Origin of the sequence: Cecembia lonarensis LW9 (genome assembly GCF_000298295.1) — a bacterium.
In the GTDB taxonomy this organism is placed as follows: Bacteria; Bacteroidota; Bacteroidia; order Cytophagales; family Cyclobacteriaceae; genus Cecembia; species Cecembia lonarensis.
The window spans coordinates 1-24,707 of record NZ_AMGM01000039.1; the positions used below are offsets into that span (position 1 = coordinate 1).

Consider the following 24,707-nt stretch of genomic DNA (forward strand, 5'->3'; position numbering starts at 1 on the left):
AGATAGAAGCGAGAGGGGACAAGCGAGAAGCGAGGGAATATTTCATTAAACTGTGTCTAAGGTTTAATCTTTCTTTCAGCCTAGTCCCGCCGGGTTAAAATAACTAAGATAATAGGCTCAAAATTTAGTTTTTTTTGTGTTCCCTCTCCGGGTACAACTCCATGATTTCTCGCTGGACGGAAGTCCATCCGAAAGCTTTTCTTCTCCATGATTTTTCGTTCCGGCTGATCGATAAATAGAGCTGTTTCAACAGTGCTGTTTCTGATGTCCATGCAGCTTTGCTTTTTATAAGTTTTCGCATGATTCTATGGAGTGCCTCTACCGGAAACCCTGAACCCTGAACTTTTTAACTCTTAACCCTTAACGCTTAACACTTAACACTCATCACTCAACACTCATCACTCATCACTCATCACTCAACACTCAACACTCATCACTCATCACTCACCACTGACCACTCACCACTCATCACTTCTCATCCAATCGCCTCCAAAATCAACCCACAGGCCTGTTCGATTTCGACTTCGCTGATGATCAGGGGAGGGGCGATGCGCATGGAGTCGTCACAAAACAGGAACCAATCGGTGATCACGCCCTTTTCTATCGCCCGGTCGATGATGGGTTTCAGGACTTCAAAGGACTCAAATTCCACCGCCATCATCAGGCCTTTGTTGCGGATGCCCTTGATCATGGGATGAACGAGCAACTTTTTGAACAGGTCGGCTTTGGCTTCCACCTGTTCCAAAAGCTTTTCCTCTTGAATGACCTGTATGGTGGCCAATGAAGCAGCCGCTGAAACCGGATGCCCTCCAAAAGTAGTGATGTGGCCCAGTAAGGGATTGTTTTTGAAGGCACCCATGACCGTTTTGTTGGCAATGAAAGCCCCAATGGGCATTCCACCGCCCATGCCCTTGGCACAGACCAAAATATCAGGAACTATATCAAAATGCTCAAAAGCCCAGAATTTCCCTGTCCTTCCAAAGCCTGCCTGAATCTCATCCAAAATCAGCAAAGTGCCGGTTGCATCACAGCGTTTCCTCAAGGCCTGAAAATATTCTTTACAGGCCACCTTTATCCCAGCCTCGCCCTGAATGGTTTCGATGATTACTGCGGCTGTGTTTTCCGTGATCTGTTCCAGGTGGGAATAAGCCCCATAGACGATATGATTAACTCCGGGCAATAAAGGCCTGTAAGCCCTTTTGAAAATTTCATTGCCACCGACGGAAAGCGAGCCATGCGAGGAACCGTGATAGGCATTGATACAGGAAATGATTTCCCTACGGTTGGTAAAGCGCTTGGCCAGTTTGAGGGCTCCTTCTACTGCTTCTGAACCTGAATTGACCAGGTACACATTATCCAGGTGGGAGGGAAGGGTATCGCAAAGTGCCTTGGCCAATTTTACCTGAGGGCTTTGAACATATTCCCCATACACCATGAGGTGTAGGTATTTGTCGAGTTGTTCCTGTATGGCTTCCAAAACCTTGGGATGCCGGTGACCCACATTGCTGACGCCAATGCCTGAAATCAGGTCCAGGTATTTTTTACCCTCCGGACCAAACATAAAAACCCCTTCCGCTTTTTCAATTTCTATCATCAGCGGAAAGTCTGTGGTCTGGGCAAGGTGGGAAAGGAAGAGTTGGCGGTTATTCATTTTTTAGACTGTTAGAAGCGAGAGGTGAGAGGTTAGAAGTTAGAGACAAGAGATAAGAGACAAGAGACAAGAGACAAGAATCAAGACTTTGTACCAAGTACCAAGTGGAGGTATGTTCAATCCGTCACGGCGGACAAGTAGTTCAATGAAAGTGAACTGTTAACCGTTAACCGTTAACCGTTCACCTGTTAACTGTTAACCCGTTAACCGTTAACGTTGAACCCTCCGAAATACTTCGGAGCAAGCTGAACGCTGAACCCTATTTTGTTCAAAAGTTCACACGTTCAAGGTTTTACGAATCTTGTTGTTGTATCCATGAACCCTGAACTCTTGAACCCTGAACAAAGTACCAAGAACGCTTTATTCTATGAGACACTTAGACTTTTCGAAAGCGAAAGAAAATACCTAAGGGCAGTTTTTTATTGTATCGATCTACCAGGTACAACTCCCCATGTTCGGCGTTGTTTACTTCTTTGAAATTGGAATTGATCAAATTTGCGGCTATGATTGAGCTAAAGCTGAGCGAATACATGTTCAGGATCAGGAAATGGTGGTCAGGATCCAACAGCTGTGCACAGAGTTTGAGCATCTCATTGATCTGTTCTTCCAGTATCCATTTTTCCCCATCAGGACCTCTGCCATATGCCGGAGGGTCCAGGATAATGCCATGATAAGTATTGCCCCGTCGTACTTCCCTGCGGATGAACTTCATCGCGTCATCCACTATCCAGCGGATGCCATCCAAACCAGAGGATTCCATATTGTGCTTGGACCAGGTAACTACTTGCTTCACTGAATCCAAATGGGTTACCTCGGCACCATGTGCCCTTGCAGCTACTGAGGCTGCCCCAGTATAAGCAAAAAGGTTCAGGACTTTCGGATTTTTAACTGGAAAATCTTTCAGTGTGTCGGATATATAATCCCAGTTAACGGCTTGTTCAGGGAAAAGCCCAATGTGTTTGAAAGAAGTCATCGCCAGGTTGAGGCGGAGTTTCAGTCCACCTGGATTTTGATAGCTTACTTGCCAATTGTGGGGTATTTTCTTCGATTCCTTCCACTGTCCTTTTTCAGGGTTGTTTTTTTCTTTGGCAAAGTGTGCATGAGCCATCTTTCTCCAATCCTCCTCGCTCATACTCTTGTCCCAAATGGCCTGAGGTTCTGGGCGGCTAAGCACATATTGGCCAAACCTTTCCAGTTTTTCAAAGCCACCGGTATCAATCAGTTCATAGTCTTCCCAGAATTTTGGGCTAAGGGATAAAATACTCTCTTTCATCCTACAAAATTAATGGAATAATTGAATGGGATCGGCATTTTACTTTTGGCAATGATTTCCTACTTTTATGATAATAAATAAAAAAGCACATGAGTAGGATGATGATCAAGGGATTAGGTGTTTTGATAACAGTTTTTCTAAGCGTAAGTACCGCATGGTCGCAGGCAGTAACGACCATGCAGAGAACCAATGTCCCTGGAAATGCAAACAGTGACCTGGACTATGGAAGGGCCTTTAGGTTCAATGTAAAAAGCGATGGGGTTAAAGGGACACCATTTTTATTTGAAGAACCTAAATCTGCCACTATAGCCCTTTCAGGGGGCAAGGTGTATGATGATATTCCGTTTAATATCTATCCGGAAAATGAGGAAGTGTTTATTCAAACGGGTGGAGATGATTCTGACCCTTTGATTTTAAAAAACTGGGAATGGCTCAAAACTATAGAAGAGCAGCCCCAGCTTTTTCGTTTGGAATACCTGGAAGGCAAGCAACGGATTGTGGAAGTTCTTTATGAAAAGGATAGGGATAAATATGTTGCCCTCCATAGCAAACACCTGGTGAAGCCTACTACCCTGAAGGATGGTTATACAGGACCGCAATATGATGTATTCAAAACCAACATCAGGTACTTTAAAATCAATGGATTGAAAAGTACCGAAATTAAGACCAATAACTCCGGAATTAAGGAATTGGCACAAGGGCAATTTTCACAGGTGAGGGCTTTTATGAAAGCTGAAAAACTCAAGCCTGAGCAGACAGCTGACATGAAGCGTATTTTGGAATTTCTTTTTGATTAGGACATCCATGGAGTGGAGTGCTCCAAGCTTATCTCCCAAAGTTTATCCCGATACTTTTGTGATCTGGCTTCCCTAGAAGGAACAGATGGCTTGGAATTTTTATAGTAATAGCCATTTTGGTTGTCTGGAAGTTGGGTTTTGGCCAAGAAAATACTGGTTCTTGCACCTTGATTGGCATCTATCATAAAAGGAGTGGCCAGTTTCCAGAAGAGTTTGAAGATGCCATTGGCCTCTTTGCCGAAATTGGTTTTGACGACTCCAGGATGCAGGGCATAGGATTTCAGGCCCTGATCTCCGAACTTCTCCTTCAAGGATTTGGAAAAAAGGATGTTGAAAAGCTTTACATTGGCATAGGCATTGAAGGCGCTGTAATTGTTTTTTTCAAATTGTAGGTCATCAAAATGGACTTTAGCTGCACGGTGGGCTTCAGAACTCACATTAATGACCTTTGGATTTGCTGATTCCAGCAGTTGTGGTAACAATAAATTAGTCAGTAAAAAATGTCCCAAATGATTGGCTGAAAAACTCAGCTCAAAGCCGTCTTTGGTTTTTTCGTATTGGGAGAATATTCCCCCTGCGTTATTGATCAGCACATCGATGGAATCGGTGCTTTCCTGAATTTTTTCCGATGCTGTTTTTACGGTTTCCAGGTCTGCCAGGTCCATAGGTATGAACTGAACTTTTTCCTGATATTCTGGGCGGAGTTTCTTTATTTCCAAGTTGGCTTTTTCGGCATTTCTGGCTAGAAAATATACTTTTTCACATACAGGGACCAATTCTTGGAAGGTAATTGCCCCAATGCCGGAAGTGGGGCCAGTGATTGCTAATTTCATATTGTCATACCATTTGAAAATAAACCAAATCAGCACTGATTTGGTTTGAATCAGGCTTGGAACCAACCAAATTTTTAACAAGGAATTGCCAAAAAATTGTAATTTTAGCATCGGATTATTTTAAAAATCACCCGAAACAGAAACTTATGAAGAGTATATCTGTTTGTTTGATGTTGTGAATCAATTGATTAAAGGAAACCTCAGGAGATTTGGAAAGCAAGAAACCGTTTATTGATATTGAGCAGGTGCTTAAAAATAAAAATGCCAGTTTGCACAGATGGCTTCCTGGGTTTGCACTGCGCTATATCAAACGCATTGTGCATGAGAAGGACATCAACGCGGTGATGGCCAATATTGGACATTTGCAGGGCATGGAATTTGTCAATGCGCTTATCGGAGAGTTTGGAGTGGAGGTAACTTTGACAGGAGCTGAAAATATACCTTTGGAAGAACCGGTCATTTTTGCATCAAACCATCCTTTAGGAGGTATGGATGGGGTTGCTTTCATGTATGCTTTGGGAAAATACAGAACAGATATCCGTTTTTTGGTCAACGACATACTTACCAATATCAAGAATTTTGAACCTATGTTTGTTCCGGTTAATAAGCATGGGGCCAATAGTAGGGAAGTTTCTAAATTGATAGAAGAAACTTATGCTGGAGAGCATGCAGTCCTGGTTTTCCCAGCTGGATTGGTTTCCCGCAAACAGCCTGGCGGTATCAAGGATCTCGAGTGGAAAAAAAGTTTTATTTCGAAAGCCAAGCGGTATAAAAAGAATGTGGTACCTGTGTATATTGAAGGCAGGAATTCAAACTTTTTTTATAACATGGCCAATCTGCGAAAAAAACTGGGTATTAAAGCTAACCTGGAAATGTTTTACCTGGCGGATGAGATGTTTGCCCAAAAAGGGAAAAAAGTTGTTATTCATATAGGAAAACCCATTTCTTACCAGTATTTTGATCAATCCAAAACTGAAGCTGAGTGGGCTAAGGAGGTCAAAGAGATAGTATATCAAATGGCCTAAAAATTTTAATTATGCAAGCAATAATACCTGCTATTGATCGTGAATTATTGAAAAGTGAGCTGACTTCTGAGCGGTTCCTTAGGTATACTAATAATGGTAACAATCATATTTATTTGGTGGATTATCACAGTGCACCCCATGTGGTTAAGGAAATTGGCAGGCTCAGAGAATTGACTTTTAGGGCAGCAGGCGGTGGGACAGGAATGGCTTTGGATTTGGATGAGAACGATACCCATGAAAATTGTTATCAACAACTCATTACCTGGAATCCGGAGGATGAGGAAATTGTGGCCGGATACCGTTTGATCAAATGCAGAGAAGCAGGTTTGGATATACATGGAAATATCAACCTATCTACGGCACACCTTTTTTCTTTTTCAGAAAAATTCATTCAAGATTACATTCCACATACCATCGAATTGGGCAGGTCTTTTGTCCAACCCATGTATCAGCCCAGTGTCAATAATAGGAAAGGCCTGTTTTCTTTGGATAATTTGTGGGATGGCTTAGGGGCTGTGGTAATGCTTAACAGGGACATCAAATATCTTTTTGGAAAAGTCACCATGTATCCGCACTTCAACAGAGAAGGCAGGGACTTGCTGTTATATTTTATGCACCATTATTTTCCGGATAAGGAAGCATTGGTAAGACCGCTACCACACTTGGTTTTGAGCTATGAGTCTGATCCTAAAGGGTTTGAAGGGGTTTTTGATGGGTTGGATTATAAAGAAGGTTATAAATTGTTGAATTCAAGAATCAGGGCCTTGGGTGAAAATATCCCACCTTTGATCAATACCTACATGAACCTTTCTCCAACCATGAAAACTTTTGGGACTGCCCTCAATGATGAATTTGGCGCAGTAGAGGAAACAGGAATTCTTATCACGCTCAAAGATATATACGAAAGTAAAAAGCAAAGGCATCTGGAAACCTTTGAAAGAGATAAGGTGTTTGGTAGCAGATGAACAAACAAGATAAAAAGACTGTAATTTTAGGAGCTAGTACCAATCCCATGCGTTATGCTTACAGGGCAGCTGAAATGTTTTCTGAAAGGGAAATTCCATTTGTGCCAGTGGGCATTAAAAAGGGGGAGGTATTCGGAGAGGAAATTTTGGATTTGCGAGAACGACCTTCTATAAGCGGCGTACATACGGTCACCTTATATTTAGGACCCCAAAATCAAAAGGAGTGGTATGATTATATTTTATCACTTCAACCCCAGCGTATTATTTTTAATCCCGGTACTGAAAATCAAGAGCTTTTTGATCTTGCCAAAGCCAACAATATTGATGCATGCAGGGCATGCAACCTGGTAATGCTCAGTACTGGTCAATTTTAGTTCTTTTTCGTTTCCAGAAATAAATTCATGTACCAAATGTGTGGTGCTGAAATCAATGATACTAAAATGAAGAAAAGGAGTACCAATTCTTCAGGCTCACTTCCCGGATAAAAAATGGCCAGGATAAGCCACATGCCGCCCACACTTGCTGCTGTAAATGGCATCAGCCTTTTGATAAAATTCTTGAGTTTATTTCTTCCTAGGAACCATTTCAAGGACTGATACTCTTCTGTCATACTTGGAAGAGCATGCCAAAATCCAAAGTATATGATGAAACCCACCAATAAGGGAAGTTGATAAAGCAGGAAACCAATAATGACCATTTCCAAACTGAAAATGCGCCAATCAGCATAAGAATTTTTTACTAAAAGGATCATGCTCAATATGAAGCTGCCTATGATGATTGGCCAGCCAAATCCGGATAGCGGACTTATGTCAACAATGCCTTTGAGGATGATTGCAGTATTGTCAAAATCTCCCCAAAATATCACACTGAGATAGAATACGCCTGTAATGAGATAGGTTGTTTTCTTTTTGCTTTGTAAATCATTTCCAATAAAATGGCTTTGACCAAAGTGATAGGCAGACATGAGCAAAAATGCCAATAAAGCTGGAACCGGTAAAAAGATCCAAACTACGAGATACACTACAATGATGGCCAGGTATTTTAAGATAAATTTGACCAGACCTTTGTTTGAAATTTTTGGATTCAACAGCAAATGATCTAAGGCCCCATGGGGTATACCAATGGTGAGTAGGATACTTGCAAATAGAACCCATTCAAAAATTTGATTTCCCTGGAAGAACAAAAGGTAAACGATTGCTATCATCAGCCCTATGGTTTTACCAATTTTTTCAATGTTTCTCATAATGTATCAGGGATTTAATGAAAATAGGGAACTTGAGTTTAATCAGTAAATTAAGCTCTTGAAACAGATTGGTTTCCTCACTAAGAAAGCTCAATACCGCCGGCCCGGAATTAACCTGGAAAAGGTTGACAAAAACCGTAGGGAGTGCATTGGGCCACTTTTTGGCAATGTTAAGAAGAATGTTGTCATAGAAGTTGAATCTTCCATTTCTCTTCCATATCAACTTATTGGTTTCCAAATTGTTTTCTAGCGCGTGGACAATTGATTCACAATGCTTTTGGATGTTATGAAATGTGTATCCTGTGCTGGGCTTGCTGCAACCGGCAAGAGTGCCTAATCTGATTATATTTTTACTTTGAGGTTTTCCAAATTCAAAAGTTGTCATAGGAATGCTACCGTGCTCACGGAAGGTGATTTCATATTCAGATTCTCCCAAGTTCTCAAGAATATAATTTTCCAGTTGTTTTTCCATGACTACCATATCCACGGGATCTGTACTGAATACAGTGTATTCCAAAAGTGCCTCACTCTCTGAAAAAGGAAGGATATAGAAAAAAGCAGTTTTTGACGTGTTTTGCTCCTCAAAATCCATCATAACTGCTGTGTTCTTATCGAATTTATCGTTCTGGATTTTGATTTTCCAACCCACAAATATTTGCTTCAATATGATAGGGCTTGAATTAATGTCTTTAGTTTCAGGAATACTGTTAAATGCCTTTTCGGCAAAAAAGGTACCGCTTTGCTTTGTTATGGCATTGATGCCTCCATCCTGATGATCCTCTAAAGCAATCACAGTGTCCTTTAAAAAATGAATATTGGGGTACTGTTTGATTTTTTCTAAAATCTCCTGATAAAAGTCAGAAGATTTGATATGGAAATACTTCATATTACCCAATGGCTTTCTTACCAATTGGTTTCCGTTGGAAAGTGCAATGTTTTCCCAGAAAATTAAAGGGGAGTTTTTTGGGTGAATATTGAGGGGTTTTTCAGACCAGTAACACCAGGTCCTGTCATTTTCTGTTTTGTCAGAACTGTCAATGACTAGAATGTTTTTTTCTTTGAGTTCACTATTTAAAATGTGATAAAGTAAACTCATGCCCGCGCAACCGAATCCAGTGACTATGTAATCATAAGTGGAAATTGGCGTTTGCATGGTCAAATTTGGCTAGGTTTGGGTGGGTGTTTTTTAACAACAAACAAGTAAAAAGAAGCTGCCCCGAAGGTCGGGACAGCTTACTTGAACAATTAAGCTGCAACTGCTTTTCTGCTCTTAGCGGTTTCAGCGATGGCTACAGAATAGATCACCAAACCAAAACCAATTTTATTGATGGCATCAGCCAAGTTGTAGAACAAATCTATGCTACTCACTTCAAATACACCGGATAGCAGGTTGCCTGGCAATACCATGTAACCGATTGGATAGATTGACCATCCTAAAGTGATGAAGATTTTCAACAAGAACATGGCACGGGCCAATTCTGGGCTGTTGGAAGTTTTAGTCAATTTAGCTACGTCTCCTGCAAACACTTCATATACGATGTATAAGTAACCGATGGTAGAAACTACACCCCAGAAGATGTTGCTATCGATTCCGGAAGTCTCACCAATATAACCAGTTAACAACATCAATAGAGAGGCAACGATTAATTTGAATAGGGTGCTACCTTTGGCTCCGAAAGGCTTTGTCAATAGATAGAACTCCACACACATCAAAGGTACAGTCAACGTCCAATCCACATACCTGAAAGCTGTTGGACTGGTGCCAGTCTCGAGGTAAAAGTCCCTCATGTAATAGTAGTGTACTGCAGCAATACCCGTGATCAAACCGGATACCAAAAGGGAAGTTTTCCACTTTCCATCCACTGAACTTCTTTCTACGAAAAAGAATACGGCGGAAGCAAACATAGCCATGTACCCAATGAAGAAGGTAATGGCGATTGGGTCGCTATTGATGATCTTATCAAGACCTACCAAATCTGCGGTTAAAATGGTGTTCATAGTAAATTGTTTTTAAATGGTGAAGAATTGTAAAACATTATTTTGGTGATTTTTAACAAGATAAATACAACAGAAGGTAATTTGTTTAATGAAAAAGCCTAATTGTTAAACAATTGTATATAAAATACTGTAAAAGAGGTATAAACAGTTTAAAATAGGTATTGGATTCAAAAGCCATTTATTTTAAAAAATGAATAAAACTTAGAATAAAATTTTGGTTTACGACCAAAGTGAATTTGAGGGTTCAGATTCCGTGATCGTACAGGATTTCATTATTTAAAAAGGTGTGTGCTCTCGATTTTTTTGCGTATTATTACGGGTTGATTATTGAAAGGAAAAATCTCTTTTTTCTATTTGAGAAAAGCGTTTGAATCTTGTTATGAGCGAAAAAAAAGAAGAAAATCAGAAGGATTATTCAGCTGGTAATATCCAGGTTTTAGAAGGTTTAGAAGCAGTAAGAAAAAGGCCCGCCATGTATATCGGCGATGTAGGCGTCAAAGGTTTACATCACTTGATTTGGGAAGTAGTGGACAATTCCATTGATGAGGCATTGGCAGGTCATTGCGATACCATTTATGTTACGGTCAATGAAGATAATTCCATTACTGTGGAGGATAACGGTAGGGGAATTCCTACTGACATGCACCCCAAAGAGAAGAAGTCGGCTTTGGAAGTAGTTATGACGGTTCTTCACGCTGGAGGTAAATTTGACAAAGACACCTACAAGGTTTCAGGTGGACTCCATGGAGTAGGTGTTTCATGTGTGAATGCTTTGTCTACTGATCTAAAAGCAACAGTACACCGGGACGGTAAGATTTACGAGCAGGAGTATAAAATCGGAGTACCCCAATACCCAGTTAAGGAAGTAGGCACAACGGATAAGCGAGGTACAATAATTACCTTTAAACCGGATCTCAGTATTTTCATTGTTGGGGAGTACAAATATGAAACCATTGCTACCAGGTTGAGGGAATTGGCCTTTTTGAATGCCGGTATAAGGATCCATTTGAAGGACATGCGGGAATTAGAGGACGATGGTAACCCACGTTCCAATGAATTTTACTCAGAAGGTGGATTGGTTGAGTTTGTTCAGTACCTGGATGAAACCAGGGAAAAGATCATTGAATCACCAATTTATATCGATGCAGAAAAAAATGGCGTGCCTGTTCAAGTAGGTATGAGTTATAATTCATCGTATTCAGAAAATGTGGTCTCGTATGTAAATAATATCAATACCTACGAAGGAGGTACGCACGTTTCAGGTTTCAGGATGGCTCTTACCAGAACATTGAAAGCCTATGCGGACAAATCCGGTATGTTGGACAAGTTGAAAATAGACATTTCTGGAGATGATTTCCGCGAAGGCTTGACCGCTGTGATCTCAGTGAAAGTGGCGGAACCACAATTTGAAGGTCAGACCAAGACCAAATTAGGCAACTCAGATGTCTCAGGTGCCGTTAATGGTGCAGTATCTGAAACTTTACAGACCTGGCTGGAGGAACATCCCAAAGAGGCTAAAATCATTGTAGGTAAAGTGGTCTTGGCTGCTCAGGCGAGACATGCTGCAAGGAAAGCCCGTGAGATGGTTCAGAGGAAAAATGTTTTGGGTGGGGGAGGACTTCCTGGAAAACTGGCGGATTGTGCCAATTCTGACCCAACCGTTTGTGAATTGTACCTCGTGGAAGGGGATTCTGCCGGAGGATCAGCCAAGCAAGGTAGAGACCGTGATTTTCAGGCCATACTGCCGTTAAAGGGTAAGATATTAAACGTGGAAAAAGCCCACGAACATAAAATTTATGATAACGATGAGATCAAAAATATTCTGACTGCTCTCGGTGTCAAATTTGGAACTGCGAGTGATGATAAAGAGCTTGATCTATCTCATTTGAGATACCATAAAATCATTATCATGACGGATGCAGATATTGATGGTTCACATATCAGAACTTTGATTTTGACGCTTTTTTTCCGATATATGAGGACGCTCATTGAGAAAGGATACGTTTACATTGCGCAGCCACCCTTGTATTTGTTGAAAAAAGGTAAAGATGAGCGGTACTGCTGGACGGAAGAAGAAAGGAAGATTTTGATGACAGAGATGGCAGGAGAAGGCAAAGAGGATTCTGTCAATATTCAGCGTTATAAGGGTCTGGGAGAAATGAACCCGGAACAGCTTTGGAGTACCACCATGGATCCCAATACCAGGACTTTAAAGCAGGTCACCATAGAGTCTGCGGCAGAAGCCGATCACTTGTTCTCCATGTTGATGGGGGATGAAGTGGCTCCTAGGAGAGATTTCATTGAAAGGAATGCCAAGTATGCAAAAATTGATACTTGATAATTTACCGAAAATGGAAAAAGGGGCCTAGCGCCCCTTTTTTTTATATTAAATTGTTAAACTTAAGATTATTAATACAAAACGGGAGATTGTTAGATTTGTATAAATTCTAGAACCTATGAGAGTAGCATCAACAGATAAATTCAACAATATCATTGAAAGCAGTGACTTGGTCAGCCGTGACCTCAGTTGGTTGAAATTCAATGAAAGGGTGTTGGATCAGTCAAAGAAAGACCGTAGGTCAATTTTTGAAAAGTTGAAGTTTTTGGCAATCACGGCCTCAAACCTGGATGAATTTTTTATGATTCGAGTGGGCTCTTTATACAATTATCTCGATTATGAAAAAGAGCGGGTAGATTACTCTGGATTAAGGGAGGAACCATTTAAAATGAAATTGATGCTGGAATGCCAGCACTTTCACAAGAGGCAGCAGGAACATTTCCTGAAAAACTTGCTTCCCAACATGTCGGAAAGTGGATTTATATTGAGTAATGTCAAAAATCTCGATGCAGATGAGCGGGATTATATCAAGTCCTATTTTATGAAGGCTGTATATCCAATGCTTACACCGATGGTGTTTGACGGGTACCGCACTTTCCCGATTTTGATGAATAAATTATTGATTTTTGGGGTGGTTACCTTGGCTCCTGGGGATAAAAAAGAAAACAGAAAACTGTCCTTTGTTCAAATTCCGGCCAATATTCCCCGTTTTTTTGAAGTTGAACGAGAGGATATGGTAGTTTACATCCCTATAGAAGAGGTTATCAGAGAAAACATTGTCTCCCTTTTCCGAAATGTGAATATAGAATCCATAAACCTTTTCAGGATTACCAGGAATGGGGATTTCACATTGGAAGAAAGTGAAGACATGGATGCCAACTTCCTGGAGGAGGTAAAGCGAAAACTTAATGAAAGGAAAACGGGCCGGGTAGTTCGCATAGAGATAGAAGAGGGATACAGTAAATGGATGATCAATCTTCTAAAGGAGCGTTGGAACATTCAGGACGATAGTATTTTTAAGGTAGAAAGATCCAGTATGCTGGATTTCACGGGCTTATGGCAGGTAATCGGCAATAGGAGATTTAAGGATAAATTGCCGCAGATGCCTTCACCTGTACCACCCATATCTTATCCTCAGGAGGGTACAGAGGATATATTCCATGTGCTCAAAAACAGAGATATTTTACTCCATCATCCCTATAATAACATTGACCCGATCTTGGACCTCATCGAAAAAGCAGCCGATGATCCTACCGTGATGGCCATTAAAATGACCATCTATAGGCTGGCCAAAGATTCCAGGATTACCAAAGCCCTCTTGAGGGCGGCAGAAAATGGTAAGCACGTTTCGGTATTATTTGAAGTTAAGGCGCGTTTTGATGAGGAAAACAACATCCGTGAAGCTAAGAAATTACAGAAAGCAGGTTGTTTTGTCATATATGGTATCAGTAATCTGAAGACCCATACCAAGCTCATGTTAATTGTCAAAAAGGATGATAATTTCGTTACCCGTTTTGTTCATTTGGGCTCTGGCAATTATAATGAAGATACTTCACGTCTGTATACCGATATAGGTCTGCTAACTACCAATGAAGTGTTGGCCAATGACGTATCAGAATTCTTTAATGTTATCACAGGACATTCCATGCCTACCGTGTACCAAAACCTGATTACCGCCCCAAGGGATATGAGGAATCAATTGATAGAATTTATCGAACAGGAAGCAGAAAATGCCCGTAATGGGCTGCCGGCGGGTATTTTTATCAAAGTAAATTCTTTGGAGGATTCAGAAATCATATATGCCCTGTACAGGGCATCTCAGTCAGGGGTCCCGGTCAAGCTGATTATTAGGGGGATTTGCTGTCTCAGACCGGGGAGGGTAGGATTGAGTGAAAATATAGAGGTGATTTCCTTGGTGGGAGATTTCTTAGAGCATTCGAGGATATACCATTTCCATAACAATGGCAATACCAGAACTTATGCAGGTTCCGCGGATATGATGGTCAGGAGTTTTGATAAGAGACTGGAATCTTTATTCCGGATTGAGGACAATTTATTGGAAAAGCAATTGATGAATATTCTGGCTTTTAATTTAAGGGACAATGTCAATGCGTACAGGATGCTGGAGGATGGATCTTATGTCCTTAAGCTACCTCAGGCGGATGAAGAAGAATTTAATGTGCACAAAGCATTCTTTGATGTTACCACAGATCAGGTTATGGATGTCAGGTTGATTTGATTTTTTTATTCTTGTTTTTTTTATACAAGACCTGCATGAGGCCATCTTTAAGGCCCACATCAGGGACTATCATTTTTGTTGAATTGGCTGCTGTCATTGCTGCCAGGTAAATTTTGGATGCCGGTATGATGACATCTGCCCTGTCCGGGTTGAGGTTAAGTTTATTGATCCGCTCTTCATAACTAAAGGATTCCAGGTATTCCTGAATTTCTTTGATTTTATCCAACTGTATAAAAGTTTTGTTTTTTCTGGGATTGCTGAGTTCAAAGATTTTACTGATATTTCCACCTGTTCCTATGCAGGTGATTTTTTCCCTTTTGCCGATGTGTTCTTCAATAAATACACCCATGCTTTTCCAAACGGAAAGGGGTATCTTATCTTCAAGTGCTCTTACTGATCCTATTTTAAAAGATTTCGAGGCAATTTTTTGTTTTTTGGAGTAAATGTTCAATTCAGTACTCCCTCCGCCTACATCGACATGCAAATAGGATTTTTCATCAATATGCGCCCATAAAGCCAAATTGATCAGTTCCGCTTCCAGGTTGCCGTCAATGATCTGGATCTTCAGTCCGATATCCTCTTTTACCTCCTCTACAATCTCCTTTCCGTTTTCGGATTCCCTCATGGCTGAGGTAGCACAAACCATGTAATCATCCACTTCATAAAGGTCTATCAGCAGTTTAAAAGCCTTCATCAGTTTGATGAATTTTCTCTTATTCTTATCTGATATCCTTCGTGTATGAAATACGTCCATGCCCAGACGAAGGGGGAAACGCAAATATTCCAGTTTTTTAAAGTTGATCTCTCCCTCATTATGGGTCACTGTGGTGATCTGTAGGCGAATGGCGTTGGATCCTATATCTACGGCTGCTAATCTCAAAATCAATCTTTCTTGGTGAACAACAATTTAACCAATAATTTAAATTTAAGTTAGGGTTTTACTTCTTTCTTCCGGCGAATAGCAATATCACGCCAGCCGCAATACTGATACCTCCTGCATAGCTTGGCCAGGTCAGTTCATGGTCTTTGGTTTGGTTTACCTCAATAGGACCTATGTCCACAAGATTTTCTTCTGTCTGTACGCTGATTCCTGGGATAAAAAACATGGCAATCCCTAATACGATCAAAATAATTCCTAAAGTTTTCATAGCTTTTTTAGCTAAAATATAGCAATAACTTTACCAAAGATTGCTTAAGTTCTTTTTTCTGCCCTGTACTTCTGTAGCGAAAGTCCAATGCTGATGGTCAAAATGCCAAAAACCACGGCCAGGGAAACAGGGGAGGGCAGATGGTAGACTGTGGATAAAATCATCTTGAAACCTATGAAACCCAAGATAAATGAAAGGCCATGTTGCAGGTAGTGGAACATGGCGAAGCTATTGGCCAAAAGGAAATACAAGGCCCGCAGGCCAAGGATGGCAAAGATATTGGAGGTGTAGAGAATAATTGGATCCTGAGAAATGGCAAAAATGGCAGGAATGGAATCCACCGCAAAAATCAGATCGGTAAACTCTATGACTGCTACGACGATCAAAAGTTGGGTAGCAAATCTTTTACCATTGATTCTGACAAAGAATTTACCCTCATGGTACCGGGGATCGACCGGGAAGAGTTTTTTGACCAGTTTGATCCCAAGGGTATTTGAAAAGTCCCTTTCATTTTCCTCTTCATCGCCATGCCAGGATTTATAACCAGCATACATGAGGAAAATTCCAAAGATAGTCAGAATGATATTGAACCGGAAGTCCAGTCCCAGCCAGGAAAATTCGGGTAAATAGGTTTTATTGATCAGGGTTACCCCTGCAAGGATAAAAATCGCCCGGAATATTATAGCACCTAAGATGCCGTAAAAAAGGACTTTATGCTGGTATTTGTCGGGAACTTTAAAAAAACGGAAAATGAGAATAAAAACGAAAAGATTGTCCACACTGAGTGCTTTTTCTATCAAAAAAGCCGAATAATACTGGGAAGCTTTTTCTATCCCAAAATCCAAATAAATATATCCGCCAAATAATAAACCGAGTCCTATCCAAAGCAAAGACCAATTGAAGGCTTCTCTGGTAGAAACCTTGTGCGGTTCTTTGTTAAAAACATATAAATCCAAGGCCAAAAGTCCTAATACGACAATGCCAAAGGCAATCAGCACATAGCCTTCTTCTTCGAAATAATTCAAGGGTTGGTCTTTATAGGGTTAGCATTGATAGGGGCAGGCTATTTTCAGCCTAATTACATTTTTTGGTAGTAATGCTTTTTTAGTTTCCTTTTTACTTTGAAGTAATTGAAAAAACCTAATAGCAACATGCCTAAACTCAAAGCAAAAGCGAGGTAGCCAAGATCTCTAACATGTTCGAGGGCATTGACCTCCATCAAAGCTGTTCCACTGACCAAAAAGTAGAGGGAAGTCCTGATATAGGAAAGCAGGGTGCGGTCATTGGCAAGGTAGGTTCTTTGTCTGGCCAGATAATCCCTTACAATCAGTTCATTTTCACTTAAATTTTCCATCTATGTAAGCTTGATTTTTGACAAAAGTACAAATCTCTGATCAATTGATTCCACCTTAGGGGATACTTAAGTTAATTTTATGAAATTCTTCTGCAAATTGGTTTTAAATGCTCCTCTTTATTTACTTTTGGTCCTTGAGCATAAAATACACCAAGGAAAAATTCAGTTCCATGAGTAAGCCAAATTTTGATGATATTTTTATGGAATTGGCAGTCAACCTTGCCAAGAGATCCCATTGTATTAAGAAGCATGTGGGGGCGGTACTGACCAAAGAAACCAGAATCATTTCCATAGGATACAATGGGCCGCCTGCCGGTACGCATAATTGTGATGAAGAATTTCCTGATACAGGTTGTGCCAGGGACAGCAAGGGCAGTTGTACACTGGCCATTCACGCAGAGCAAAATGCCATTTTGTATGCAGTCAAAAACAATACTTCCGTGGATGGATCCACGCTGTATGTGACACTAGCCCCTTGTTTGGCCTGTGCAAGGATCATATTCTCCATCGGTATTGTCAAGGTGGTATACATGTATTCTTATGCCGAATACAAGGGTTTGCCTTATGATGAGGGCATTGGCTTCCTGGAAAAGTTTGGAGTAGAGGTGGTCAAATATGGGAAAGAAATTCAATTTGATGATCCCTTGATTTAACTTAAAATCTCTTTCATGATCATATAAAGTTCACTTCAGGATAGAGTTCAATTCCAAACTTGGATTTGACTGATTCCTGAATTTTTTGGCTCAATGCGGCGATATCACTGCCTTCACCACCTCCATAGTTCACCAGTACTAAGGGTTGATTTTTGTGCACCCCAATGTTGCCAAAAGTTTTTCCTTTCCAACCCGTTTGCTCAATCAACCAAGCAGCTGGGATTTTTACACCTGCGTCCATTAAGAAGTTTGGTACATCTGGATAGGAGGCTTTAAGCTTTTCAAAGGCTTCAAAAGAGATGGTTGGATTTTTAAAAAAACTGCCAGCATTACCGATTTGGGCCGGGTCAGGGAGTTTGCTTTGCCGAATGTGGATTACTGCGTCACTGATATGTTTGATGCTGAGGGTTTTGATTCCCATAATCTTGAGGGTATCTTGGATGGCCCCATACTCTGTACGGTAATTCGGTGTTTTGCTCAGTTTGAAAATTACCCGGGTGATGACATATTGATCTTTCAGGGTGTTTTTAAACACACTTTCTCTGTAGCCAAATTGACAGGCCTCCCAGTCAAATGTTTCCTCTTCCAAGGTTTCCCTGTTGATGGCCTTTAACTGATGAAAGGTTTCCTTTATTTCTACGCCATAGGCCCCAATGTTTTGCATGGGAGAAGCCCCAACTGTTCCCGGAATCAGTGATAAATTTTCTACTCCTGACCAACTTTGCTGTATGCAATGAAGCACAAATTGATGCCAGTTTTCCCCTGCACCTACCTCTACCCATACGGCGTCTTTGTTTTCCTGAATGACATGTATGCCCTGAATTTCAATTTTCATAACTAAGGCCTGTACATCCTTTGTAAGTAGGATGTTACTGCCTCCTCCAAGAACAAAAAGCGGGATTTGGAGGGATTTCGCCTTAATTATGGCATTTTTTACTTCAGACTCATCATGCACAATGGTAAAAAATCTTGCTTTTTTATCAATTCCAAAAGTATTGTATGGCAGAAGCGGAATGTTTTCTTGTATATTCATAAGGAAATTTATACTTGCGAATTAAACAAGATTTTGAGCAAATTGAAAGGTTGGTTTACATTTACCCCATCAGCTGTACGATAAATTTATGAAAGAATTGATTATCAATGGTGTTCGGGTGCGTCCCGGTCAGTCACTTAATATCAACATTGCTATTGCCAGGCTTCCCACGCACACGCTGATCGATCTTCCGGTCTTTATCCGTAGGGCCAAAGAGGAAGGACCTGTGGTTTTGATTTCAGGAGGAGTACATGGTGATGAAATCAATGGCATTGTTGCCGTGCGGAGGATGTTGGAGGAGGAGATCATCAACCCCATTAAGGGAACTATTATTTTTATTCCCTTGGTGAATATCTATGGATTTTTAAGTAATTCAAGGACCTTTCCTGATGGAAGAGACCTTAACAGGAGTTTCCCGGGTAGCAAAAAAGGTTCCCTTGCTTCTCAAATTGCGTATATCCTTATGAATGATATTATCCCGACGATTGATTATGGATTGGATTTTCATACAGGTGGCCGTATGCTGTCCAACTTTCCACAGATTCGGGTGGACTTCAGGGACCGAAAGGGATTGGAGCTCGCCAAAGCATTTGGAGCACATTTTACCTTGAATTCTCCTCATATTGACAAAAGTTTCAGAAAAGAAGCTTTCAAAAAGCGAAAACATATTTTGGTATATGAAGGAGGGGAGTCCATGCGTTTGGATGACCTGTCTGTGGAAGAAGCCATTTTAGGCACCCAAAGGATGCTTGCTTATTTGGGTATGGTAGATATTCCCTTTGTATCCAAACCAAGTATAGAAATCAAGGAAAGCTCCTGGGTGAGGGCGAAGGTGTCAGGAATATTTACAGCTTCGGTCAAACTAGGAGAAGAAGTTAAAAAAGGTCAGGTTCTGGCTAAAATTTCCGATCCTTATGGCCAGGTAAAGATCCCTATCAAAGCAATACACAATGGGTTTGTGGTAGGCCTCAATAACAATCCCGTTGTCAATGCCGGGGATGCCTTGGTTCATGTGGGAAGGGTAGAATAACAAGGGAACTATAAGGGAAATTTACTTAAAGCTTCCTTGTTGTTCATTTACAACCTGGTTTTCACCCAAATGATAGTGATTGTCTTTTATTCTGTACGGATAGAAGAAACATTAGGCAAAAAGAATTCTCCATCTGTAATTCTATAGATTTGTCTGGCAGAAAGCTCACTGGTTTCTTCCGTCGGGTCAAAGACGATGGCTTCAAAGGTGCCATAACTTCCTTCTGGAGTAATGGCAGTGAATTCCACTCTTCCATCATCTAAAGCGCCAGGATTTTCACTTTGGAGCAATGTAGCTAAGTATGGCTTTCCATTTTCGTCCAGAAAAAAGAAAGTTAAGGTGGTGGATAGTACATTATTGACCATAATTGGGGTTTGCATTTGGTAGGCAGTCTGAAGTTCACCGATGTACCTTAATCCGATGACCAATGCATTTCTATCCGTGTTTCGGCCCGTAACCATGGTAAAGGTTGCCAAATTAAAACCAAACTGTGTTTCTATAAAAGTAATATCGGCATCAGTACTTGCTTTAAATTCTTTTTGAACCCCATTGAATTTGAACCTGTAGTAAAAATCCGGTCTTTCCGGTCCTCTATCACAAGAAGAGAATAGCCCGAAGATTGTTAGGGTTAAAAATACAGTGAGAATACGTTTCATAGTTGGATAAGTTTTAGAATAAGTGGTGGGCGATATTCCGCGCAGCGCTCCCTATTGATTGGCCCATACAAATAAAGGAAAAAACATTTTTATGACAACAAGTGTTTGGCAAAAAAATAAGTGCAGAATTTTAAAATTAGTTTAAAATTCTGCACTTGGGTTGATTTGAAGAACTATATTTTATTGGAAATATTGCTTTAATCCGTTCAGTTGCTCCTCCAAACTTGCCGAAACGGCATCATAAGCTTCCCTGTTGGGTAAGCTTTCATGGACAGAGAAGTAGTACTTGATTTTTGGTTCAGTTCCCGATGGTCGGGCAGAAATTTTGCTGCCATCAGCCAAGTAGAATTGGATGACATTGGATTTATCCATTTGAAGGGCGGACTCAGTTCCTTTTTCCACATCGTATACTTTACTTTCTTTCACATCTACTACCTTGACGACTTTAATACCGTTCATTTCGGTAGGCCTATTGGTTCTGAAACCAGCCATCAATGCCTGTATTTGTTCTGCCCCGTCCTTGCCTTTTTTGGTGACCGAAATCAGGGACTCTTTGTAGAAACCAAATTGCATGTAAATTTCTGCCAAGACGTCCTGAATGGTTTTCCCTTTGGTTCTGTAGTAAGCAACTATTTCAGCGACCATGGCACAAGCGGAAACCCCATCTTTATCTCTTACAAAGTCGCCAACCAGGTAGCCATAACTTTCCTCGCCTCCTCCAATGAATTGCTTTTTACCTTCCAGATTTCTGATTACCTCTGCAATATTCTTGAATCCAGTCAGTACCGAATAGCAGGTGACTCCAAAGCCTTTGCAGATTTCATCGATCAATTCAGTGGTTACAATGGTATTGACCATAAATTCTTTCCCGGTCAATTTACCATGTTCTCTCCATTTGCTCAAGAGGTAATAAGTAAGCAGTGCACCGGTTTGGTTACCGTTAAGCAATTCAAAACCTCCTTTTCCATCTGGCACACAAGCGGCATAGCGGTCTCCGTCTGGGTCACAGGCCAAGACCAATTCTGCATTGGTCTTTTTACCCAGCTCCAAAGCCATCGTCAATGCCTCTGCTTCTTCAGGGTTGGGATAAATGACCGTAGGAAAGGTGCCATCAGGTTCTGCCTGTTCTTTGACGATATGAATGTTTTCAAAACCAAAAACCTTCAAAGCAGCGGGCACCATTTTGCCGGAAGCGCCATGAATGGGTGAAAAAACAATGGGCATGTCTTTTTGGAGCATCACCTCATTGGGAGAAAGGCTCAGTTTCTTGACCTCATTGAGATAGATCAGGTCAAAATCTGCTTCTATGTATTCGATCAGGGCATCATTTTTATCCCATTTGACATCATCGATGGAGGTGATTTTCTGTACTTCTGTAATAATGTTTTTGTCATGTGGGGCGACTACCTGTCCGCCATCATCCCAGTAGGCTTTGTAGCCATTGTATTCTTTGGGATTATGAGAGGCGGTGACCATTACACCGCTTTTACACCCAAAGTAACGGATGGCAAAGGAAAGCATAGGTGTTGGCCTCAATTCTCTGAAGTACTTCACCTTAATACCATTGGCAGTAAATACATTGGCCGTGGTGTCTGCAAATAAGGTATTGTTGATCCTGCAATCATGGGTGATGGCCACTTTGATTTCTTCATTGGGGAAGCATGCCAAGAGGTAGTTGGCCAAACCTTGCGTTGCCATGGCCACGGTGTATACATTCATTCTATTGGAACCTACCCCCATAATACCTCTCAAACCACCAGTCCCAAATTCCAGGTCTCTGTAAAAGGAATCAATTAACTCTGTTTTGTCAGGTGCATCCAGTAAGGCCTGTATCTCTTTTTTACTTTTTTCGTCAATGTTACTGTTCAGCCAGCTTTGTGCCTTGGCTATGATGTTAGGATCTATTGTCGTCATTTTGGAAAAATTAAATTGTGAATGTACAATTTATAAAATTCATCAAATATTGCCATATGTAAAAGGGAAGAACTGGATGAATTGCCCGTTTTTCTTCATTCAGGGTGACAAACTGATTTTCAACCTGACAAAAGCCAGTTCATCATCTATGTTTTCATGAATCCAGATGGCACCATCTTTGACAAAATACGTTCCAGGGACTTTTTGGTAACCCGGTATCCTTTTTTCATCCAGCATGTTGAGTTCTAGGTCAAAAACGCTGATGTAAACATTTGCCAATTCTTCGCTTTCCTGATCCGGTAATTTGTAATAGGATAACCTGTAAAAAAGCTTCTCGTTTATGTCCCAAAGCCATCTTCCAAATTCAATCTGTTGACTGAGTTTTTTCATTTCTTCACTGAACTCATTGCGATTAGATACCAAAGGTTTATGGCCTGTTGTTTTGGCATTGGCAGTTAACTCACTCTTGAAAGTGTGGTGTGTATACTCTCCATTTTCGGGATTTAGAATGTAAGCATCGTTGAAAAAGTTGGAGGAGATCAAAATTTTATCTCCAAATTTAGCTAGATTAAAATTGCCCGTATAGATGATTTTTGGGCTTTCAACTTCGATTTTGAATTTTTCCAGTTCTTTGATGGGCTCAAATTTTATGAGACTCAATTCTTTTTGATTCAGGTGAAGTTTGACCAGATAAGGGTAAATGTCCTGAAAACTCATAATTCCAGTTAGTACCGTTGAATCATTTAGGAAAATAATGTCATTACGGAATCCAAAATCCTTGATTTCCTCTGGTTGCTTGTACATGGTAGGGCTTAAAGCTATTTCTTTTAAAAATTCTCCTTCAGTGGTATAAATTCCGCTTTTTTCAAATCCCATGATCATGATCTCGTCATTTCCAAGAGAAATCAGCCGTTGCGGGAAACTACTTACCGCATCAGGACCATCAGCGGCAAACTTTCTTTGTTCCAATAATTTATAATGGACAAGGTCTAGTATTTCAAGGGAATTGGTCTTTCTGTCAAAACTGTACAAAAGGTTTTTATCCGGATTTAAATCAAACACATACATGTTTACAGCTGCCATCAAAATCTCATTTTTTGGGTCGATCAGTACCGTATCCTGTTCTATTGATAATTGTGCCCCCTGGTTTTTAATTTCCAAGTCCGATGATTTTCCACAAGCCCAAGCGATGAAGGATAAGATGATGAGATAATTTTTTTTCATGGGACAATAAGTTTCTTTAAAAATAAAGAAATAGTTGACAAGTAACAACTAAAGCCATGTTTTTATGGGAGGAGAATATCGTTCTACTTGTACCTTAAAGTCCGTTGCATTGGAGAGAAGCGATAAAAAAAATGGCTTTTGAACCTGAAAGATGCAGGTCAAAAGCCATATTAAGTAAAGGATTATTTAGACTTTAAAGATTCCCTCTCAATTCCTGCTCTCTTTCAATAGCTTCAAAAAGGGCTTTGAAATTCCCTTTTCCAAAGGATTTGGCACCTTTTCTCTGGATGATTTCATAGAATAGGGTAGGCCTGTCCTGAACAGGTTTGGTAAAGATCTGTAACAGATATCCCTCATCATCTCTGTCTACCAATATGTTAAGGTCCTTTAAGGGCTGAAGGTCTTCGTCTATTTGTCCTACCCGGTCGAGCAAATCATCGTAGTATGTGGAAGGTACCTCCAGGAATTCTACCCCTCTTTTTCTGAGTTCAGATACGGTGTGGACTATATCATCTGTGGCTATTGCCATGTGCTGTACGCCAGCACCATTGTAGAAGTCCAGGTACTCTTCAATCTGGGATTTCTTTTTGCCTTCAGCTGGCTCGTTGATAGGAAATTTGATATAGCCATTACCATTGGAAACTACTTTGGACATCAGGGCTGAATATTCGGTAGAAATATCCTTATCATCAAAAGTGATCAGGAGGTTGAAGCCCATCACGTTTTCGTAGAAATCCACCCATTTGTTCATTTCTCCCCAACCTACGTTTCCTACACAGTGGTCAATGTATTTCAATCCGATGGGTGTAGCCTTATATTCACTTTTTCTTTCTTTGAATCCGGGAAGGAAAACCCCTGTGTAATTTTTTCTTTCTACAAAGGTATGAATGGTCTCCCCATAGGTCCTGATGGAGGCCACCTTAACCTCTCCGTGTTCGTCGGTTAATGCTTTGGGTGCTTCATAGGAAACTGCCCCTCTGGAAGTGGTTTCTTTCCAGGAATTTTCCGCATCATCTACCCATAGTGCCAATACTTTTACGCCATCCCCGTGTTTTTTGATATGGTCAGCAATGGGATGGTTTTCCTGAAGGGGAGTAGTCAGTACCAGTCTGATTTTATCCTGCTTCAAGACGTAAGAAGCCCTGTCTCTCACACCGGTTTCTGGACCGGAATAGGCAATCAGTTCATATCCGAAGGCATATTGGTAATAAAGTGCAGACTGCTTGGCATTGCCAACATACAATTCCACATAGTCTGTCCCATTGATGGGAAGAAAATCCTGTTTCATGTTATCTATCTTTTGGGTTTATAATTCTCATCCCAAAGATAGAAA

The 24,707-nt window shown here is 40.7% G+C and carries 23 protein-coding genes and 1 pseudogene; 8 read left to right on the forward strand and 16 right to left on the reverse strand.

Annotated features, from left to right (window positions below; genetic code table 11):
- Nucleotides 1-124: 124 nt before the first annotated feature.
- The 3 genes and pseudogenes from B879_RS12340 to B879_RS12350 form a co-directional block, all read right to left on the reverse strand.
- Nucleotides 125-325, reverse strand: a pseudogene (locus B879_RS12340) (IS256 family transposase); the annotation flags it as partial.
- Nucleotides 326-475: 150 nt separating this feature from the next.
- Entirely contained in the window at nucleotides 476-1,651 is a 1,176-nt protein-coding gene (locus B879_RS12345) for an aspartate aminotransferase family protein (protein WP_009185520.1), read from the reverse strand.
- 376 nt (nucleotides 1,652-2,027) lie between these two features.
- Nucleotides 2,028-2,924 carry a class I SAM-dependent methyltransferase gene (locus B879_RS12350; protein WP_009185521.1) on the reverse strand — a complete coding sequence of 299 codons (897 nt, stop codon included), beginning with the start codon at nucleotides 2,922-2,924 and terminating at the stop codon, nucleotides 2,028-2,030.
- A gap of 89 nt (nucleotides 2,925-3,013) precedes the next feature.
- On the opposite strand from B879_RS12350, the gene B879_RS12355 reads away from it, so the two are divergent.
- Nucleotides 3,014-3,721, forward strand: a complete 708-nt coding sequence (locus tag B879_RS12355; RefSeq protein WP_009185522.1) for a hypothetical protein — start codon at nucleotides 3,014-3,016, stop codon at nucleotides 3,719-3,721.
- Here B879_RS12355 and B879_RS12360 read toward each other — a convergent pair.
- A complete protein-coding gene (locus B879_RS12360; protein WP_040400629.1) occupies nucleotides 3,718-4,554 on the reverse strand; it encodes an SDR family NAD(P)-dependent oxidoreductase in 837 nt (278 codons plus the stop codon). The genes B879_RS12355 and B879_RS12360 overlap by 4 nt on opposite strands.
- A gap of 209 nt (nucleotides 4,555-4,763) precedes the next feature.
- Between B879_RS12360 and glsA the strand changes: the two genes are divergently transcribed.
- From glsA to B879_RS12375, 3 genes are read left to right on the forward strand one after another with little or no spacing between them, the layout of a single operon-like run.
- Nucleotides 4,764-5,579, forward strand: coding sequence for a lyso-glycine lipid O-acyltransferase GlsA (glsA, locus tag B879_RS12365; protein WP_009185524.1), 816 nt, complete (start codon nucleotides 4,764-4,766; stop codon nucleotides 5,577-5,579).
- Between the two features lie 11 nt (nucleotides 5,580-5,590).
- Nucleotides 5,591-6,544 (forward strand): glycine N(alpha)-acyltransferase GlsB, encoded by a 954-nt coding sequence (gene glsB, locus B879_RS12370; RefSeq protein WP_009185525.1) that lies wholly within the window; start codon nucleotides 5,591-5,593, stop codon nucleotides 6,542-6,544.
- Complete coding sequence (locus B879_RS12375; RefSeq protein WP_009185526.1) at nucleotides 6,541-6,918, forward strand: CoA-binding protein; 378 nt, start codon at nucleotides 6,541-6,543, stop codon at nucleotides 6,916-6,918. The genes glsB and B879_RS12375 overlap by 4 nt, the downstream gene beginning before the upstream one ends.
- Here B879_RS12375 and B879_RS12380 read toward each other — a convergent pair.
- The 3 genes from B879_RS12380 to B879_RS12390 form a co-directional block, all read right to left on the reverse strand.
- Entirely contained in the window at nucleotides 6,915-7,787 is an 873-nt protein-coding gene (locus B879_RS12380) for a Brp/Blh family beta-carotene 15,15'-dioxygenase (RefSeq protein WP_009185527.1), read from the reverse strand. The two genes, B879_RS12375 and B879_RS12380, sit on opposite strands and share 4 nt — an antisense overlap.
- On the reverse strand, nucleotides 7,774-8,940 hold the full coding sequence (locus tag B879_RS12385) for a lycopene cyclase family protein (protein WP_009185528.1): 1,167 nt from the start codon (nucleotides 8,938-8,940) through the stop codon (nucleotides 7,774-7,776). The genes B879_RS12380 and B879_RS12385 overlap by 14 nt, the downstream gene beginning before the upstream one ends.
- Before the next feature lie 92 nt (nucleotides 8,941-9,032).
- Nucleotides 9,033-9,785: a bacteriorhodopsin gene (locus B879_RS12390; protein WP_009185529.1), complete on the reverse strand. Its 753-nt coding sequence runs from the start codon at nucleotides 9,783-9,785 to the stop codon at nucleotides 9,033-9,035.
- A gap of 379 nt (nucleotides 9,786-10,164) precedes the next feature.
- On the opposite strand from B879_RS12390, the gene gyrB reads away from it, so the two are divergent.
- On the forward strand, nucleotides 10,165-12,123 hold the full coding sequence (gene gyrB, locus B879_RS12395; protein WP_009185530.1) for a DNA topoisomerase (ATP-hydrolyzing) subunit B: 1,959 nt from the start codon (nucleotides 10,165-10,167) through the stop codon (nucleotides 12,121-12,123).
- Nucleotides 12,124-12,241: 118 nt separating this feature from the next.
- Nucleotides 12,242-14,362, forward strand: coding sequence for a polyphosphate kinase 1 (ppk1, locus tag B879_RS12400; RefSeq protein WP_009185531.1), 2,121 nt, complete (start codon nucleotides 12,242-12,244; stop codon nucleotides 14,360-14,362).
- On the opposite strand, the gene B879_RS12405 is transcribed toward ppk1, so the two are convergent.
- Genes B879_RS12405 through B879_RS12420 form a run of 4 tightly spaced genes read right to left on the reverse strand, consistent with a single transcriptional unit; the run spans nucleotide 14,349 to nucleotide 16,864 of the window.
- Nucleotides 14,349-15,242: a Ppx/GppA phosphatase family protein gene (locus B879_RS12405; RefSeq protein ID WP_009185532.1), complete on the reverse strand. Its 894-nt coding sequence runs from the start codon at nucleotides 15,240-15,242 to the stop codon at nucleotides 14,349-14,351. The genes ppk1 and B879_RS12405 overlap by 14 nt on opposite strands.
- Before the next feature lie 58 nt (nucleotides 15,243-15,300).
- The gene (locus tag B879_RS12410; protein ID WP_009185533.1) at nucleotides 15,301-15,510 is read right to left on the reverse strand and encodes a DUF308 domain-containing protein; all 210 of its coding nucleotides are present in this window, start codon (nucleotides 15,508-15,510) and stop codon (nucleotides 15,301-15,303) included.
- A gap of 44 nt (nucleotides 15,511-15,554) precedes the next feature.
- Nucleotides 15,555-16,535: a TerC family protein gene (locus tag B879_RS12415; RefSeq protein ID WP_009185534.1), complete on the reverse strand. Its 981-nt coding sequence runs from the start codon at nucleotides 16,533-16,535 to the stop codon at nucleotides 15,555-15,557.
- A 53-nt stretch (nucleotides 16,536-16,588) separates the two neighbouring features.
- Nucleotides 16,589-16,864, reverse strand: a complete 276-nt coding sequence (locus B879_RS12420) for a YidH family protein (protein WP_009185535.1) — start codon at nucleotides 16,862-16,864, stop codon at nucleotides 16,589-16,591.
- 170 nt (nucleotides 16,865-17,034) lie between these two features.
- Here B879_RS12420 and B879_RS12425 point away from each other — a divergent pair, with 170 nt between their 5' ends.
- The gene (locus B879_RS12425) at nucleotides 17,035-17,517 is read left to right on the forward strand and encodes a deoxycytidylate deaminase (protein WP_040400630.1); all 483 of its coding nucleotides are present in this window, start codon (nucleotides 17,035-17,037) and stop codon (nucleotides 17,515-17,517) included.
- Nucleotides 17,518-17,536: 19 nt separating this feature from the next.
- Here B879_RS12425 and murB read toward each other — a convergent pair whose 3' ends face one another.
- Nucleotides 17,537-18,550 (reverse strand): UDP-N-acetylmuramate dehydrogenase, encoded by a 1,014-nt coding sequence (murB, locus tag B879_RS12430; RefSeq protein WP_009185537.1) that lies wholly within the window; start codon nucleotides 18,548-18,550, stop codon nucleotides 17,537-17,539.
- Nucleotides 18,551-18,638: 88 nt separating this feature from the next.
- Here murB and B879_RS12435 point away from each other — a divergent pair, with 88 nt between their 5' ends.
- A complete protein-coding gene (locus tag B879_RS12435; protein WP_009185538.1) occupies nucleotides 18,639-19,580 on the forward strand; it encodes a succinylglutamate desuccinylase/aspartoacylase family protein in 942 nt (313 codons plus the stop codon).
- An 86-nt stretch (nucleotides 19,581-19,666) separates the two neighbouring features.
- Here B879_RS12435 and B879_RS12440 read toward each other — a convergent pair whose 3' ends face one another.
- The 4 genes from B879_RS12440 to hppD all read right to left on the reverse strand — a co-directional run bounded on the left by B879_RS12440 (nucleotide 19,667) and on the right by hppD (nucleotide 24,662).
- Entirely contained in the window at nucleotides 19,667-20,236 is a 570-nt protein-coding gene (locus B879_RS12440; protein ID WP_009185539.1) for a hypothetical protein, read from the reverse strand.
- A gap of 180 nt (nucleotides 20,237-20,416) precedes the next feature.
- The gene (locus B879_RS12445; RefSeq protein WP_009185540.1) at nucleotides 20,417-22,150 is read right to left on the reverse strand and encodes a phospho-sugar mutase; all 1,734 of its coding nucleotides are present in this window, start codon (nucleotides 22,148-22,150) and stop codon (nucleotides 20,417-20,419) included.
- Between the two features lie 99 nt (nucleotides 22,151-22,249).
- Nucleotides 22,250-23,374 carry a DUF4221 family protein gene (locus tag B879_RS12450; RefSeq protein ID WP_009185541.1) on the reverse strand — a complete coding sequence of 375 codons (1,125 nt, stop codon included), beginning with the start codon at nucleotides 23,372-23,374 and terminating at the stop codon, nucleotides 22,250-22,252.
- A 193-nt stretch (nucleotides 23,375-23,567) separates the two neighbouring features.
- The gene (gene hppD / locus B879_RS12455) at nucleotides 23,568-24,662 is read right to left on the reverse strand and encodes a 4-hydroxyphenylpyruvate dioxygenase (protein ID WP_009185542.1); all 1,095 of its coding nucleotides are present in this window, start codon (nucleotides 24,660-24,662) and stop codon (nucleotides 23,568-23,570) included.
- Nucleotides 24,663-24,707: the final 45 nt, after the last annotated feature.

Coding starts and splice junctions, on each gene's coding strand:
- B879_RS12375 (WP_009185526.1), top strand. CDS start 6,541: ATGAACAAACAAGATAAAAAGACTGTAATTTTAGGAGCTAGTACCAAT.
- B879_RS12345 (WP_009185520.1), bottom strand. CDS start 1,651: ATGAATAACCGCCAACTCTTCCTTTCCCACCTTGCCCAGACCACAGAC.
- ppk1 (WP_009185531.1), top strand. CDS start 12,242: ATGAGAGTAGCATCAACAGATAAATTCAACAATATCATTGAAAGCAGT.
- B879_RS12445 (WP_009185540.1), bottom strand. CDS start 22,150: ATGACGACAATAGATCCTAACATCATAGCCAAGGCACAAAGCTGGCTG.
- glsB (WP_009185525.1), top strand. CDS start 5,591: ATGCAAGCAATAATACCTGCTATTGATCGTGAATTATTGAAAAGTGAG.
- B879_RS12350 (WP_009185521.1), bottom strand. CDS start 2,924: ATGAAAGAGAGTATTTTATCCCTTAGCCCAAAATTCTGGGAAGACTAT.
- B879_RS12355 (WP_009185522.1), top strand. CDS start 3,014: ATGAGTAGGATGATGATCAAGGGATTAGGTGTTTTGATAACAGTTTTT.
- B879_RS12380 (WP_009185527.1), bottom strand. CDS start 7,787: ATGAGAAACATTGAAAAAATTGGTAAAACCATAGGGCTGATGATAGCA.
- B879_RS12390 (WP_009185529.1), bottom strand. CDS start 9,785: ATGAACACCATTTTAACCGCAGATTTGGTAGGTCTTGATAAGATCATC.
- murB (WP_009185537.1), bottom strand. CDS start 18,550: ATGAATATACAAGAAAACATTCCGCTTCTGCCATACAATACTTTTGGA.
- B879_RS12440 (WP_009185539.1), bottom strand. CDS start 20,236: ATGAAACGTATTCTCACTGTATTTTTAACCCTAACAATCTTCGGGCTA.
- B879_RS12410 (WP_009185533.1), bottom strand. CDS start 15,510: ATGAAAACTTTAGGAATTATTTTGATCGTATTAGGGATTGCCATGTTT.
- B879_RS12385 (WP_009185528.1), bottom strand. CDS start 8,940: ATGCAAACGCCAATTTCCACTTATGATTACATAGTCACTGGATTCGGT.
- B879_RS12450 (WP_009185541.1), bottom strand. CDS start 23,374: ATGAAAAAAAATTATCTCATCATCTTATCCTTCATCGCTTGGGCTTGT.
- hppD (WP_009185542.1), bottom strand. CDS start 24,662: ATGAAACAGGATTTTCTTCCCATCAATGGGACAGACTATGTGGAATTG.
- B879_RS12425 (WP_040400630.1), top strand. CDS start 17,035: ATGAGTAAGCCAAATTTTGATGATATTTTTATGGAATTGGCAGTCAAC.
- gyrB (WP_009185530.1), top strand. CDS start 10,165: ATGAGCGAAAAAAAAGAAGAAAATCAGAAGGATTATTCAGCTGGTAAT.
- B879_RS12435 (WP_009185538.1), top strand. CDS start 18,639: ATGAAAGAATTGATTATCAATGGTGTTCGGGTGCGTCCCGGTCAGTCA.
- B879_RS12360 (WP_040400629.1), bottom strand. CDS start 4,554: ATGAAATTAGCAATCACTGGCCCCACTTCCGGCATTGGGGCAATTACC.
- B879_RS12420 (WP_009185535.1), bottom strand. CDS start 16,864: ATGGAAAATTTAAGTGAAAATGAACTGATTGTAAGGGATTATCTGGCC.